Here is a 14,611-nt window from a genome sequence, read left to right as displayed (position 1 = left end):
GGTCAGACCGCCACCAATCGCCAGAGGTTGTCGGCCGAGCCGTTGTCGGCGTCCTGGACCACCTGGACGCCCCACGCGGTTCCGCCGTTGAGGACGGCCAGGAGTTTGCCGCTGTTCACGTTGCGGATCTTGTAGACGCCGTTGCCCTGGTCGACGAGGGTCCATCGGTGGTCGGCGGTGCCGTTGTCGGCCCATTGCAGGACGACGGCGTTGTCGGCGGTCGACATGTCCTGGACGCCGAGGACCTTGCCGCTGTTGACGTTGCGGAAGCGGACCGCCGTACCGTCGGCGATCCGGACCCAGCGGTGGTCGAGGGTGCCGGTGTCGCCCCAGGTCACGGCGAGGCCGCCGTCGGCGACCGACATGTCCTTGACCCCGAGGACCAGGCCTGTCGCGTTGTTGACCAGCTTGTACGTGGGCGCGGTCATCCAGTAGACGTTGTAGTTGATCGCGTGCGCGTTGTAGAACGGCACCAGGTTGACCGTCGAGCCGTTGGCGGTGGCGCTGGTCCGGGTCACCGACGAGACGGTCAGCGTCGGCGGGGTGGTCAGCGCCGTGTCGCCGTAGTTGCCGGCGAGCACGACCGGCCCGTACGTGATGGCTTGCAGGTCGGGGTTGTCGTTGGCGGCCCGCAGCACGATCCGCATCGGCAGCCGCACGACGATCGTGTCGTTGGCCGCCCAGGTCCGGGTGATCGTGGTGTAGGTGCCGGGCGCGCTGGTGGTGACCGCCGTCCCGTTGACGGTGATGGTGGCGCCGGACGTCCACGACGGGATGCGGACCCGGATGCTCCACGATCCGCTCATCGTGCCGGTGAGCTTCAGGGTGGAGGTGTCGCTCTCCGGGAAGGTGGTGGTCTGGGTGACCGTGATGCCGCGCTGGGTCCAGGACAGCACCGACGGCGCGAACAGGTTCACGGTGAGCGTGGTGCCGCTGTAGAAGTAGATCGACTCGGCGAGCCGGGTGTTGACCTCCACACCGGTGCCCTGGCAGCACCAGAACGTGCCGTAGTCGGTGCTCCAGGTGCCGCCGCCCCAGGCCGGGCCGACTCCGCGGCGGCCGCCGGGGCGCAGCGGCGTGAAATAGGTGACGTGCCCGTAGGCCGACGCCGGGTTCTGCGCGCCGAGGACGTGGTTGAGCAGCGCCTGCTCGTAGTAGTCGAAGTAGGCGGCCCGGTCCGGCTCGGTCACGTACAGCTCGCTGGTCAGCCGCAGCATGTTGACGCTGTTGCAGTGCTCGCACGTGTCGTTGGTGAGGTACCCGGCGATCGCGTTGGCCGGGCGGAAGTGCTCGGCCTGGCTGTTGCCGCCGATGGCGTAGGTGTGCGCGCCGACGGTGATGTTCCAGGCGTTGCGGGCGATGTCGCGGTAGCGGGTGGTGCCGGTCGCCTTGTACTCGCGGGCCGCGCCGATCCACTTCGGCACCTGGGTGTTGGCGTGCAGCCCGTTGAGGCTGTCGGTGCCGGCCGCGAGCGGATCGAAGACCACCGCGTGATCGAATCGCCGGGCCACGGTCAGCCACCGCGAGTCGTTCGTCTGCTGGTAGAGGTCGGTGAGGACGGCGTTCATCCCACCGAATTCGGTCTGCAGCATGGCCTGCATCTGCGAGACCGACAACGCGGCGGTACGGGTGTCGACCCACGCCGCGAACTTGAGGAGCACGTCGCGCGCCTGGGTGTTGCCGAGGTACCGCCACACGTCGAGCAGCCCGGCGAGCGTCTTGTGCAGGCAGTAGTAGGGGACGTTGCCGTTGGTCAGCGTGCGGTTGTGCACGGCGGTGATGTCGGCCTCCGGGAACCCGGACAGGTACCCGTTGGACGCCTGGCACTTCGCCAGCTCGGCGACCATGTAGTTGGCCTTGTCCCGGCAGACGGTGTCGCCGAGCACAGCCCACGCCTGGGACCAGGCGGTCAGGAAGTGGCCCTGGACGTGGCTGCGGAACGGGAAGTCGGGCGCGTCCCAGCCGCCGTTGGCCGCGGCGCCGCCGGTGGACAGGCCGTGGTTGGCGCGGAACACGTAGAGCAGCCGGTCGACGTCGACGAACCGGAGGTAGGCCAGGGTGCGGCTCTGGTTGTCCATGAGCCGGCCGGCGGTGAGCCGCACCTGGCCGAGCGGGAACTGGTAGGCGGACACGCCGGTCTCGGCGGCGGCAGCCGGGAGACCTGGCATGACGGAGAGGGCGGCGCCACCGACGGCGGCGCCCAGGATGCTGCGGCGGGTGAGCGGGAGCACGACTCTCCTCAGTGGGGGAACGGGGAGGTTACGCGTGTGTTACGCGCCACATGTTATCGATAACAAAACATGTGTCAAGACTCCCCGATTCACCCGCTGAACCTGGATGTGATCGCTCTATCAGCCGCTCACTGTCCAATCCTGAACATCGATCTGGCTGCCGCCGTACCGCGGAGCGAAGAAGCTCAGGGTGTTCGATGACTTGAGGCGCTGGTGGTCGATCAGCGGGTCGGAGTAGTAGATCGCCGACGACGTGTAGCGGATCACCCAGTCGGTCCAGCCGGACGCCTTCGACGCGGTCTGGATGTGCAGCTTGCGGGTGCTGGAGTCGCCGCTGACCACGTACAGGTTGTCCTTGGCGTCGACCGCGATGTCACCGCGGGCCGACCGCTCCAGGAACGGGGTGTACGTCTGGTGCCACACCTTGCTGGCCTTGTCCCGCCAGTAGTGCACGAGCACCGCGGTCTCCCGGGCGGCAGTGAAGTCGGAGTTGTCGGCGGACGCGGCGGGCAGGTGCGAGGCGAGCACGTGCACGATCCCGGCCGCGTCGACGACCTGGGACTCCTGGTTGATCAGGCCCCGGTTCTGGCCGATCCCCCACACCTTCAGGCCGGCCGCATTGGACGCCAGCGGGGTGCTGCCGGTCGTCGCGATCACGGTTCCGGCGTTGTTGCGCCAGGTCCGGCCCTTGTCCTTGCTGTACGCGTAGAAGATGTCGTGGTTGGTGCTGGCGTTGGAGGTCTCCCGGACCGTCCACGTGACATGCAACAGCGGCGCGGCCGGGTCGAAGTTGTCGTACTCGATGCCGAACAGGTAGGCGTTGTTGCCGGCCGTGGTGCCGTCGATGAACTCACCGATGTAGGACCAGGCGCTCGACTTGTACTCGTAGAGCACCTCGTCGCCGGTGCCGCTGTAGCCGGTGCGGATCGCCAGCTGCAGCGTGCCGTCCGGGTGCGCGAAGAACTGCGGGTACGTGACGACGTCCATGCTCGTGCTGGTGAGCTTCGTCTGGACCGTACCGAAACTGCTCGTCGACCAGACCGCGCTGCCGGGCGCGGAAGCCAGACCGGCGATCGACTTGCGATAGCGGAACTGCGACGAGTGGGTGTCGAAGGCCAGGTGGATGGTGCCGTCGGACGGGGCGATCCCGATGCTGATCGTGTTGTGCGAGTCGGTGGAACCGGTGACGTAGTCGGTGAGCCGCAGGTTGGCCCAGGCGCCTGACGGCAGCTGGCGGCGGGACAGGTTGACGTAGCCGCTCTGGTCCCAGAAGGCCGAATACTGCCAGCCGTTGAACGTGACGATGCCGTCCTGCTGGAACGACTCGCCGTTCATGTAGCCGGTGTAGGTGAGCGCGGTCCGGCCGCTGGTGGTCAGGACGGTGGTCGAGGTCTGGGTGACGGTCGGCGCGGCGGCCACGGCGGGCGCCGCGACGAGCATGACGGCGAGGGCAGCCGCCGGCCAGGGGATGAATCGTTTCATAGAATCCTCATCGGGGGATGCGAGGAGATCGGAACGGTGTCCGAGACGTTAAGCCCCGGTTTCACGCTCGTCAATGAGCAGGCGGTAACCGGCGTCGAATTCGTCGAGCGCCAGCAGGTCCCGGTGGCGGTCGTGCCAGCGACCCGACTCCAGGTCGGCGGCCAGCCGGGCCAGACCCGGCCGCAGCACCCGCTCCCCCGGCTGGGCCAGCATCGAGATCCCGGCCCGCACGACCGGATCGAGGTACGCCGCGGGCCGCCGCCAGAACGCCGCGCCGAACCCGTCGGTGCAGTCGTGCGGCACCGGCACCGGCTCGACCCGGGCCCCGCCGAGCATCCCGGCCAACTGCTCGACGGGCACCGCCCGGGTGTCGTCGAATGCCGCCACCTCCGGCAGGTACTCCTCGACCAGCCAGAACCGGCGGAACACCGTCTGGTCCCAGGTCAGGACCACCACCCGGCGGCGCGCGACCCGGCGCAGCTCGGCGACACCGGCCGCCAGATCGGACCAGTGGTGGACGGTCAGCAGCGCCATCACGGCGTCGGCCGCGCCATCGGCGGCCGGGATCGCCTCGGCGCACGCCTGCACCGCGGGGGCCGACCCGGGCGGGCGGTGACCGATCATCACCGGGCTCGGCTCGACCGCCAGGATCGTCCGTGCCGTCTCGTAGGACCCGGCGCCGGCGCCGACGTTCACCACCGAGGCGGCGTCACCGAGCGCCGCCGCGATGCGGGCGGCGATCCGGGCGTCCGGGCGGCGGGTGCTGGTGTACGTCGTCCCGATCACGTCATAAACGGCCACCGGCCCAGTCTCCCCTCAGCACCCTCTGCATTCCCGGCCGAGGAGCTCTACCCGCGCTGCCCCAAGTCACTGATCCGCGGCAACGCCTGGAGGCCCCTGAGTCAGCCGGCGTCCAGCAGCTTGATCAGCTGACTCAGCCACCGCCCCTCGGCGCGGTCCTTCCGGATCACCACGAAGGCCTGTTCCAGCGCTGGGCCGCGCTCCGCGGCGGGCAACCCCTCCGCCAGCGTCACCAGGGCGAAGGCCCGGTCCTCGGCGCGCGGAATCCCGGTGACGGCAAGCAGGGCGGCATCCGTCACTGCGGGCCGCCGGTCCGGCGGCAGAACCGGGAGCATTCCGGCAAGGGTGTGTACGCGGTGCGCCGGATCCCGGATGGCCAGGGCCGCCTCGATCGCCTGGTCGGCCTGATCGGGGTCGAGATCACGAACGATGCCGGCCAGCCCCTCGCCACGGGCCCACTCCGGTTCCACGGCAAGGATCGCGGCGAACGCCTCGGGCAATCTCGCCCGGTCGAGGTGTGGCGTGATCAGGCCGATCCCGCGAGCCCGCAGGATCGGAGAGGCACGGCGTACGGCCTCGATGAGATCGTCCTGGGTGAGGTAAGGAGCGATGTGCTCCATGGAGTACTCCCAGGCGCCGCCCGGATGGCGGATCGCGGAACGGGCGGCGGCCGCCCGCCGCTGCGGTGGGAGATGCGCGATGGACCTGATCAGCCGTGACTCGAACAGATGGTCGCCCAGTTCGGACGGCAGGGTGTCCCCGAGCCGGTACGGCGCGATCTCCGCATCGAGGTCCGCGGCGAGCGATTCGGGGTCCGGGAGACTCACGCTCGGCTCCGACGGCGCCGGCCGTGGATCGAGGAAGTGGGCACGAACCTCGTCGTCCGGCACCAGCGCGGTCAACAGGTCGTCCAGCCGCTCCGGGGCGAGGAAGGGCACGAGCTTCCGGACCGCCTCCGCGGTCATGCTGCCGGCGTCATCGAGGAGCAACAGCATGGCGACCGCCTCCTCGGCGGCCCGGGACCGCTCGTCGCCGTCCAGGCGGGGCAGCAGGGCGATCAGCTCGAGGGCACGGCCCCACGCCCGCCTGCTCCGGTAGGCCGCAGCGAGCAGGCGCGGAGTCAGCGCCGGGCCGGCTGCCCGGACCAGTGCGAAATGAACCTGGCCGCGGCTGTGCTCGTCCTCCATCGCCTCGGCCAGGTCCATGATCTCGCCAAGCCGTGCAGTGGGCATGAACGGCACGAGGTCGGCCAGAGCGTCGGCCCGGCTCGGCTCATCGGTGAGGCGGGCCGCGAAGGCCAGGACGTCGTCGATCGTCGGAGCTTCCACGATTATTCGGTGAAGGCGGTGAACGACAAGGCGCGGTCGAAGCGGGCGGCGGCCAGGTCGTCGTGGCGGATCAGGAACCGGCCGATGTACACGTCATCCGGCACGAACTGGGCCAGCGGCACCCACTCGCCCATCACCCGCAGCGTCTCCTGCTCCAAGGGCACGTCGCCGGACTCGGCTCCGCGGGACTCCAGGGCCTGCTCGGCCATCTGCGTCTCCGGGGTGGTGTACAGGAAGTCGGTGGCCAGCTCGCCGATGCCGCTCGTGTAACCACCGAGGGCGAAACCCGGGTCGCCGTCAGCCGGCCACAGCTCGGCCACCAGGGCACGCAGATCATTCAAATGCGGCAGATCAAGACCCAGATGATGTACGGAACGCGACTCGTCAGACGCATCGAACTCCTCGTCGTCGTCCTCCAGCCAGGCCGGCAGTTCCGCGTTGACCGCGGCGCGCAGGTCGTGTTCGCGGCCGATGAAGGTGATCCGGGTGTTGCAGAACATCCCGTCGGTGTCGGCCGGCTCCTCCGCGGTCACCGTGTCGACGCCGGCCGGCACGTGGACGACCCGGGCGTGCCGCTGCTCCTTGGTCTCGTCGTACTCGTCGTAGGCGTTCTCGTGATGCAGGAAGAACAGCAGGGACCCGGCGGCCGGCAGCGGCAGGCCGTCGACGCGGGGCAGCGCCGCACAGTCGATCTCGGCCACGAACGGTAACGGGCTGTCCCCCGCCGACGGCCAGGCCATGCCGGCCGGGAGCCGGGGCAGCCCACCCGCACGGCCGACGACCGGGCCGCCAAGGCGCTCCCCGGTCCAGATCGCGAACCGCAGGAACCCGGCGAAGCGTTCCACCTCGTCGGCCGGGATGCCGCGCTCGATCGCCGTACGCCGGAACTGTCCGTGATAGTCCATGGCGCGGCATTGTGCCAGATCGATTCCACCGGCCTGACGTGCTGGTGGTGGCGCCGTTGTTGATCAGCGCCTACGGTCCTGCGGATGGTGGACATCAGGCGTACCCGGTGGGCTGTCCTCGTCGTCACGGCCGTCGTGGCATCCGGCGTCGCGCTCACCCGCAGCCATCAGGACCTGCCCGGACCGCAGGCCGTCACCTCGTCGCCGTCCGCCTACGTCGGAAGCCGCTGGCGCCTCCTCACCGTCACCGACGGCAGGGGCGCCACCGACGTCGGTTCGGCCGTCGACGCGTGGATCGAACTGGCGGGCGACGGGACGTTCACCGCCAACGACAGCATCAACATGTCCACCGCCCGGTTCGCCGTCACCACAACCGGCTTCGACGTCGGCGGGGGCCTCACCACCCTGGCCGGATCCCGCATGGACGATCCGGTCCTGCTGGCGGCCATTCTCGGGATCGACGCCCTCACCAGCGCCACCGCAGACCAGCCGGTGCACGTCACGGTCGTGTCTGCGGAACGGGAGAACCTGACCGTCGAGGCGGGCGGCATGCGGCTCAGGTTCGCCCGCGCCTGACCCCGGCCGCCTCGGGCGATCGGCCGGGTGGCTGGCCCCGACCGCCTCCGGACGATCGGTCGCCGGAAATGTCGTAGGGCGTCGATACGATCCGCGGCATGAGTTCAGGCATCGTCGATTCGGCCCGGCAGGTTCTCGATCGGTTCGCCGGCGCGGAGCGGCCATCCGCGTCACACGCCGAACGGATCGCCTGGGCCGGGGCGCTCGCCGACAGCGGTGACCCGGGCGCCGCCGCCGAGCAGCTGATCGCCGTGCTGCGGGGCGGTGGGCAGGTGCCTGACACGTTCCCGGCCGTGTTGCTCCGGCTCACCGGTGAGCACGCGCGGGCGGTGACGGCGGCCGCGATCGACAGTGGGCGGGTGAGCACACCCTCCTCCGACATGTCTGCGCGGGTGCCGCTGTCTGCCGCGTTCGCCCGGCTGTGCGCCGGGTCGGACGATGCCGAGGAGGCGTTGCTGCGGGCGGTGCTCGTCGCCCGGGAGTATGAGGATCGGCGGGGCACCTTCTTCCGGCGCAATCGGGCGTACCGGATCGCGGTGGTTCTCAGCCTGTTCGCCGAGGCACATCGCGGGGAGCCGGAGCGGCTCGACCTCTGGGCCGGCATCCTCGGTGACGCCGACCGGCAACGGCTGGCCGGCGCCGCCGCGCTGCTCGGCCCGCTCGGCCTGGCCGAGATCGACAGGCGCTGTGGCGAGATGGACGGCGAGCTCGCCAGATACGAGGCCGTGCCGCTGGCCGGTGCGCTCACGGCGGCCGGGCGGCTGCGGGAGGCCCTGGAGCTGGCCGCCCGCCTGGATCCGAACGACAGGCAGCAGGCCGTGGTCGCGGTGACAGAGGCCCTCACCACCGAGGACAGCGCACACGCCTGCGCCGCAGCAACACAGGCCCTCACCGCCAAGGGCAGCGCACACGCCTGCGCCGCAGCAACACAGGCCCTCACCGCCAAGGGCAGCGCACACGCCTGCGCCGCAGCAACACAGGCCCTCACCACCGAGGACGACGCGCACGCCGGAGCGACAGTGACACAGACCGCCACCACCGAAGACGGCGCGCGTGCCGGGGTCGCGGTGGCGAAGGCCGGCGTCACCGAGAGCGAGGCGCGCGCCGTGATCGCCGCGTTCCGGGCCAGCCCCAAGGCCGGTCGTGACCGTGACCAGCAGATGATTCACCGGCATCGGCTCGCGCGGGTGCTGCTCATGTTCGGCCGGTTCGACGATGCCGTGGCCGAGCTGGTCAAGATGAAGGACTGCCGCTACTCGGGGTTCGGCCCGGCCGAGCTCGTCTCGGAGCTCGTGCGATGGCTCGGCGCGCGGCCCGAGGAGGTGACCGGGCAGCGCCTGCGCACCCTGCTCGACGTGCTGGCCTCACCCAACGTCATCCCCCAGGAGCTGGCCGCACAGGTCGTCGGGGTGCTGCACCGGGTGTTCGTGCTCGCCGACCCAGAGCTGCGGGCGGAGATCGTCGACGTCCGGGCGGCGGCGCTCCGGGCCCGGTCACGATCCGATCTGCGGGCGCTCGTCGACGCGGGTCTGGCGGCCGGGCTGCTCGCCACCGGCCAGGCGAAGGAGGCGACCGCCATCCTGTGCGCGGTGTCGGCGGCTCAGCGGGGCCGACTGAGTGACATGGCGGCGCCATTGATCGCGGCGGCTGTCGAATCCGAGATGCCGGCCCGCGACCCGGAGCTCTTCGAGGAGTTCTTCGGCGCGGTGGCGACCCTGTCGGACTCCTGGCCGCCGCCGAGCCCGGACCTGGCCATCCGTCTGGGTCCCACCGGCCGGGCCACGGCTGCCCGGCTGGTCGGCCGATTCCCGGCGAAGAACGTCGCCCGCTGGGCCGGCTGGCTCGCCGAAGCGGCCGCCGAGACCGGCGACTTCGAAACCCTCCACACACTGCTGGAGAGCGCCGCCGACGAGCCGTCCGCGCTGGCGATCGGCCGCCACCTCGCCGCCGCCCTGGCCCGCCACGGCACCCAGGCCGACGCCCACGCGGTAGCAGAAGCGTGCGGCCTGTAGCGCGGCAGCGACACACCACCTTGCGTGCCGATCCGCGGCCCGATTCGGGCCACAGGTCGGCACGCAACCGGAGGCCGTCGCCGGCGTGGTGACCTGTGGGTTGGGGGGCGGCGCTGGTTGGGACGGGGGTGGTCAGGCGGGGGTGCGGTCGTCGAGTTCGTCGTTCCAGAGGCGGCTCAGGACGGTGGGGACCGACGGGGTCAGGGCGGCGCGGACCTGGGTCAGCTCCGAGGCTGTCAGGGCCAGCGCCGGGAAAGCCCGGCCCACCTCGGCGGCGAAGGCCGAACCCCGCTCGGCCAGCGCTGGAGCAGCCGCGATGTAAGCGGGGACGTAGGGGGCCACGAGTGGGCGCTGGGACGGGGACCACAGCCCGGCCGCCAGGGCGCGGAAACGGCGTACCGAAATGGTGGGGTCTTCGGTCATCGACGCCCAGGCATCGGCCTTCGCCGACGGGGTCGGGCGGGCGGCCAGCGCCGTGAGAGCGCCCAGCACGCCGTCCGAGGTGCCGTCGCGGTCCCGTTCGGCCTCGATCTCCGCGGTGGAGACGCCGCCGAGTTCGGCGAGGCGGCACAGTGCGGTCCAGCGCAGGTCCGGGTCCAGGGTGAGGCCCGTGTCGGTGGTGTTCGTGGACAGCCAGCGGCGCAGCTCGGCCGTGTCGGCGGTCGACCAGGCGAAGCCCTTGGCGAGGGCCACGGCCCGCTGTTCGTCGTGCTCAGCGGTGGCCGAGCAGGCGGCGGCGATGATCTCGAGGGCGGCCGGCACCTCGGCCGCGGGGAGCCGGCGGCGGACCAGGTGGCTGCGGGTGCGGGTGAGGGCGGCGGCGATCAGCGTCGGCGACGGCTCGTGCGGGAGCTGGCCGGCCAGCAGCCGCAGCGGATCACGGTCCAGCAGGGCCGGCCACAGCACGGCCCGGACCAGCGGGTCGGGCACCCTGGTCAGGCCGAGCGTGAGCGCGTCCCGCGACTGCGGGTCGAGGTCGAGGCGGGCGAACGTCTCACCGTGCGCGTTGGGCACCACGATCAGGCCGGACCAGTCCGGCAGGACCAGCGGTTCGTCACCGAGGTCGATCAGGCGCGAGCCGGCCGGTTCCAGATCGGGGGTGTACGCGGTGACGGTGAACCGGTGCGGCCGGAGTCCGTCACGGGTCAGCACGGGAACATCACCGTCCCGGCGGGTGACCCGGATCGTGTCGTGACCCGCCTGGCGCAGCCACACCTCGGCCCACCCGCGGACGTCCCGTGGCGAGGCGGCGTCCAGGGCGGACAGCAGGTCCTCCAGGGTGGCGTTGCCGAACCGGTGCCGGGTCAGGTGCGCGTTGACGCCGGTCAGGAAGTCCTCCTCGCCCAGCCACGTCACCAGCTGGCGTACCACAGCGTTGCCTTTGCCGTACGAGATCTGATCGAAAATGGTCGTTGCGGTGGCGACGTCGGGAACGTCCGCGCTGGCCGGGGCCACCGGATGGGTCGAGCGGCGCCGGTCGGCGTCGTAGGCGCCGGGTTTGTGGACCGCCTCGAAGGACACCCTGGTCCCGGCGTAACCGGCCGCGGTCTCGGCGACCTCGAAGCCCATGTAGTCGGCGAACGACTCGTTGAGCCAGGCATCCTCCCACCACACCGGGGACACCAGGTCACCGAACCACATGTGCGACATCTCGTGCGCGATCACCATGGCCCGGCGCCGCCTGTCGTCGTCGGTGACCCGGCCCCTGGGCAGCATGAACTCGTTGAACGTGACGCAGCCGGGGTTCTCCTGGGCGCCCCAGTTGAGTTCCGGGACGAAGACCTGGTCGTACGAGTCGAACGGGTACGGCTCGGTGAAGACCCGCGCGAAATGGTCGTAGCAGACCTCGGTGATGCGGCGCAGCTCGGCGGCGTCGCGGTCGAGTTCGGCGGCGAGCGAGCGGCGGGCGTGCCAGCCCATCGGGATGCCGGCGTGCTCCCAGCGCACCGAGTGGTACGGCCCGGCCGCGACGACGAACAGGTCGCAGGCGATCGGCGGGGTCGCCGCGAACGTGTCCGGCCCGGTCGGCAGGCCGTTGGTCAGGACCGTCCACGCCGGGTCGGCCTCGACGGTCAGGGCGATCGTGGCTTTCAGGTCGAGCTGGTCGAAGCAGGCGAACAGGCGCTGGGTGATGTCGAGGCCGAGGTATCCGCCGACGTAACGTTCGCCGTCGACCGGGTCGGTGAAGGTGTGCATGCCCTCGCCGTCGGTGACGTAACGCAACCGGGCGTCGACGATCACCTCGTGCTTTCCGGGGGCGAGGTCGTCGAGCGGGATGCGCCTGCCGTCGTACGGCGGAAGGATCGTCGTCCCGTCGAGGGTGACGTCGAGGGACTCGGCCCGGTGCAGTTCCAGGAAGGTGCCGCCGCCCGTGGTGGTGAAGGTGATGACGGCACGGCTGCGAAAGTCGTCCGGGGAGGTGACGTCGAGCACGAGATCGTAGGAGATCTCGGAGAGCGCGGCGGCACGGGCGCGGGCTTCGTCAAGAGTCAGCGACACCCGGACATTATTCCCTGTCGAGGAGGAAACCGATGTTCGACGAGATGTTCCCGATCCTGACCACCCCGGACCTGGAGCAGTCGCTGCGGTTCTGGCGGGACCTGCTCGGTGGCGAGGTGACCTATCAGTTCCCGCCCACCGGCGAGCCGGTCTATGTGGCCCTGGACCTGGGCCGATCCCATCTGGGGATCGGCCGCCAGACCGAGCCGGGCCCGCTCGCCAACGACCGGATCACCCTGTGGGTGTACGCCGACGACTGTGACGCCGGCGTCGAACGGCTGCGGGCCGGCGGGGCCGAGGTGCTGCAGGAGCCGGCCGATCAGCCGTGGGGCGAGCGGATGGCGACGGTCACCGACCCGGACGGCAACCGGGTGATCATCGCGTCGCGGGATAGTCCACGTACGCGAACCGGCGAGAGTCGGTAGACCAGCTGTTCACGTTGATGGTGCCCTGGCCGCCCTGCAACGCGACGACCGTTCGCGCGGCCGCCCAGTCGTCGCCCTCGACGAGGCGCAACTCGACCGGCAGGTCGGCCGGGTGGCCCTGGGTGCCGGGCGGGTAGCTGAGGTAGACGGCGTGCCGCCCGTCCGGGGCGAAGTGCGGGAACCAGTTGACCCGTTCGTCGTGGGTGAGCTGCTCGACGCCGGTCCCGTCCGGCCGGATCCGGGCGATCTGGGCGTGGCCCGGTGAGAACCGCTCGGTGTTGAAGTGGATCCACGCGCCGTCCGGGGTGTACTCGGGACCGTCGTCGGTGCCGCCGATCGCGGTGAGCCGGGTGGTGCCGCCGCCGTCGGCACCCACGGTGAGCAGGCTGGCGGTGGACCAGTCGGGCCGGTCGACGCCCACGTAGGCCAGGGTCGTGCCGTCGGGGCTGACGCCGTGCAGGAAGTGCCGCCGGGCGTCATCGGAGGTGATCTTCCGGGCCGGGCCGCCGGACAGGGCAGCCTCGTAGAGATGGCCGTCGTCGGCGGACAGGAAGATCCTCTGGTGGCCGGGCGCCAGCACGTGATCGTTGTTCAGGCCGGGGATGCCGTCGATCGGGATCTGCCGCGGACCGCCCGAGCCGTCGGCGGGCAGCGCCCACAGACGGCCGTCGCCGTTGACGATCAGGGTGTCGCCGGCGGTCCAGTTCGGCGCCTCGAAGTGCACCGACGTGCTGGTGTGCACGTGTGTCCGCTCGCCGGTGACGATGTCGTAGGTGAAGATCCGGCACTGCATGAGCGGGCCCCTTCCAGTCGGTTCCGGCGCGGAGGTGGTGACCGGTTTCATCAGTCGGCGATCGGCTGGTAGTCGAACCAGTCGAACCGGACCGTCCCGGAGGTCGCGAACATGCCGATCACCCGGCCGGTGAAACCGCCGGCGACCTCGGTGGACAGGTAGCGGCCGTCGAGCTCGGCCAGCGTGAGCAGGTCGCCGTCGGCGGTCTCGACGCCCAGGCGCAGCTCGTCCGGCCCCTGGCTGGGGTACCAGTTGGTGGTGGCGGCGATGACGTCGAGGCGCAACCGGACCGGGCCGGGCGGGATCGGGCGGGTGGTCACGGTGTGCCGGATGGAGCCGATCCGGGCGGTCACCCGGACCAGGCCGTCGCCCGCTTCGAGCGCGTAATGGTGGCATTCGTCGAGGCGGATCGCCAGTCCCCCGCGCCCTTCGGAGGGGTCGGCGAGTACTCGTACCCGGCAGGAGAGGTCTTGCTGGCGACGGCCGACGAAGTTGATGCCGGGCTGGTCGAGTGACGGACCGCGGGCGTGCAGGCTGAGCCATCCGGGCCGTTCCGTGGTGGACCAGCCGGCGGCCGGCCGGGACCGCACCGAGATCCAGCGGGGGTGCAGATCGGGCGAGTCGAAGTCGTCGCGGGACACGGCCGGCGGGGGTGTCCTGACCGGCCAGGGAACGGTCATCGACGGTTCCAGGTCGCCGGGGACCGGCCAGCCGTTCACCCAGGAGACCGGGACGAGGAAGGTTTCGCGGCCGAGGACGTGCCAGCCCGGGGTGCCGCCGCCGGGCCGGACGCCGAGCAGGACCATCCACCAGGAGTCGTCGGGGCCCTGGACGAGGTCGGCGTGCCCGGTGTTCTGGATCGGCCGGTTGGTGCCGCGGTGGGTGAGGATCGGGTTGGCCGGGCAGGGCTCGAACGGGCCGTTCGGCGAGGTGGAGCGGGCGATCGAGATGGCGTGGCCGCGTTCGGTGCCGCCCTCGGCGATCAGCAGATACCAGTAGTCGCCGATCCGGTAGAGGTGTGGGGCCTCGGGCGCCTGGGCACGCGGGCCGCCGGACCAGAGCCGGAACGGCCCGTCGAGGGTCTTGCCGGTGGCCGGGTCGATGCGGACCTGGCCGATCTCGGCGTACGTGCACCAGCAGTTGCCGTCGTCGTCCCAGGCCAGGTCGGGGTCGATGCCGATGCCCGGCACCTCGACCGGCTCGGACCAGGGGCCGGCCGGGTCGTCGGCGGTGACGATGAACGAACTGCCGCCGGGCGCGACATTGGTGGTGATCAGCCAGAACCGGCCGTCGTGGTGGCGCAGCGTGGGAGCGTAGACGCCGCCCGAGGACGGGGTGGCCGGCGGGAGGGTGAGCTGGCTGGGCCGGTCCAGCGCGTTGCCGATCTGCTCCCAGTTGACCAGGTCACGGCTGTGGAAGACGGGCACACCGGGGAAGTATTCGAAACTGGAGCAGGCCAGGTAGTAGTCGTCGCCGACGCGGCAGACGCTGGGGTCCGGGTGCATGCCGGGGATCACCGGGTTGGTGAAGGTCATCACCGATTCAACCATGGAGAGCAG

At 71.0% G+C, this 14,611-nt stretch carries 11 protein-coding genes; 3 read left to right on the top strand and 8 right to left on the bottom strand.

Annotated elements, in window-relative coordinates; genetic code table 11:
* Positions 1-2: 2 nt before the first annotated feature.
* The 5 genes from AB0E94_RS36530 to AB0E94_RS36510 all read right to left on the bottom strand — a co-directional run bounded on the left by AB0E94_RS36530 (position 3) and on the right by AB0E94_RS36510 (position 6,747).
* Positions 3-2,168, bottom strand: a complete 2,166-nt coding sequence (locus tag AB0E94_RS36530; RefSeq protein ID WP_360336091.1) for a beta-L-arabinofuranosidase domain-containing protein — start codon at positions 2,166-2,168, stop codon at positions 3-5.
* 183 nt (positions 2,169-2,351) lie between these two features.
* Positions 2,352-3,713: a BNR repeat-containing protein gene (locus tag AB0E94_RS36525; RefSeq protein ID WP_360335986.1), complete on the bottom strand. Its 1,362-nt coding sequence runs from the start codon at positions 3,711-3,713 to the stop codon at positions 2,352-2,354.
* A gap of 48 nt (positions 3,714-3,761) precedes the next feature.
* Complete coding sequence (locus AB0E94_RS36520; protein ID WP_360335984.1) at positions 3,762-4,514, bottom strand: methyltransferase domain-containing protein; 753 nt, start codon at positions 4,512-4,514, stop codon at positions 3,762-3,764.
* Positions 4,515-4,615: 101 nt separating this feature from the next.
* On the bottom strand, positions 4,616-5,842 hold the full coding sequence (locus AB0E94_RS36515; protein ID WP_360335982.1) for a hypothetical protein: 1,227 nt from the start codon (positions 5,840-5,842) through the stop codon (positions 4,616-4,618).
* Between the two features lie 2 nt (positions 5,843-5,844).
* Complete coding sequence (locus AB0E94_RS36510; RefSeq protein ID WP_360335980.1) at positions 5,845-6,747, bottom strand: DUF1963 domain-containing protein; 903 nt, start codon at positions 6,745-6,747, stop codon at positions 5,845-5,847.
* An 84-nt stretch (positions 6,748-6,831) separates the two neighbouring features.
* Between AB0E94_RS36510 and AB0E94_RS36505 the strand changes: the two genes are divergently transcribed.
* Positions 6,832-7,323 (top strand): hypothetical protein, encoded by a 492-nt coding sequence (locus AB0E94_RS36505; protein ID WP_360335978.1) that lies wholly within the window; start codon positions 6,832-6,834, stop codon positions 7,321-7,323.
* 98 nt (positions 7,324-7,421) lie between these two features.
* A complete protein-coding gene (locus AB0E94_RS36500; RefSeq protein WP_360335976.1) occupies positions 7,422-9,335 on the top strand; it encodes a hypothetical protein in 1,914 nt (637 codons plus the stop codon).
* A gap of 132 nt (positions 9,336-9,467) precedes the next feature.
* Here the strand turns inward: AB0E94_RS36500 and pepN are convergent, their stop codons facing one another.
* Positions 9,468-11,834, bottom strand: coding sequence for an aminopeptidase N (gene pepN / locus AB0E94_RS36495; protein WP_360335974.1), 2,367 nt, complete (start codon positions 11,832-11,834; stop codon positions 9,468-9,470).
* Between the two features lie 32 nt (positions 11,835-11,866).
* On the opposite strand from pepN, the gene AB0E94_RS36490 reads away from it, so the two are divergent.
* Positions 11,867-12,259 (top strand): VOC family protein, encoded by a 393-nt coding sequence (locus tag AB0E94_RS36490; protein WP_360335972.1) that lies wholly within the window; start codon positions 11,867-11,869, stop codon positions 12,257-12,259.
* Here the strand turns inward: AB0E94_RS36490 and AB0E94_RS36485 are convergent.
* A complete protein-coding gene (locus tag AB0E94_RS36485) occupies positions 12,210-13,052 on the bottom strand; it encodes a hypothetical protein (RefSeq protein ID WP_360335970.1) in 843 nt (280 codons plus the stop codon). The genes AB0E94_RS36490 and AB0E94_RS36485 overlap by 50 nt on opposite strands.
* 50 nt (positions 13,053-13,102) lie before the next feature.
* Positions 13,103-14,602 carry a glycoside hydrolase family 43 protein gene (locus AB0E94_RS36480; protein WP_360335968.1) on the bottom strand — a complete coding sequence of 500 codons (1,500 nt, stop codon included), beginning with the start codon at positions 14,600-14,602 and terminating at the stop codon, positions 13,103-13,105.
* Positions 14,603-14,611: the final 9 nt, after the last annotated feature.

The sequence above is a fragment of the Actinoplanes sp. NPDC026670 genome (assembly GCF_040638175.1).
GTDB lineage: Bacteria > Actinomycetota > Actinomycetes > Mycobacteriales > Micromonosporaceae > Actinoplanes.
The sequence above is the reverse complement of the archived record's forward strand: the minus strand, read 5'-3'. Positions and strand labels throughout refer to the sequence as shown.

Bases quoted from the DNA above. Each gene is read 5' to 3' on its own strand.
- AB0E94_RS36530 (WP_360336091.1), bottom strand. From the start codon at position 2,168: ATGCCAGGTCTCCCGGCTGCCGCCGCCGAGACCGGCGTGTCCGCCTAC.
- AB0E94_RS36525 (WP_360335986.1), bottom strand. From the start codon at position 3,713: ATGAAACGATTCATCCCCTGGCCGGCGGCTGCCCTCGCCGTCATGCTC.
- AB0E94_RS36510 (WP_360335980.1), bottom strand. From the start codon at position 6,747: ATGGACTATCACGGACAGTTCCGGCGTACGGCGATCGAGCGCGGCATC.
- AB0E94_RS36505 (WP_360335978.1), top strand. From the start codon at position 6,832: ATGGTGGACATCAGGCGTACCCGGTGGGCTGTCCTCGTCGTCACGGCC.
- AB0E94_RS36500 (WP_360335976.1), top strand. From the start codon at position 7,422: ATGAGTTCAGGCATCGTCGATTCGGCCCGGCAGGTTCTCGATCGGTTC.
- AB0E94_RS36490 (WP_360335972.1), top strand. From the start codon at position 11,867: ATGTTCGACGAGATGTTCCCGATCCTGACCACCCCGGACCTGGAGCAG.
- AB0E94_RS36485 (WP_360335970.1), bottom strand. From the start codon at position 13,052: ATGCAGTGCCGGATCTTCACCTACGACATCGTCACCGGCGAGCGGACA.
- AB0E94_RS36480 (WP_360335968.1), bottom strand. From the start codon at position 14,602: ATGGTTGAATCGGTGATGACCTTCACCAACCCGGTGATCCCCGGCATG.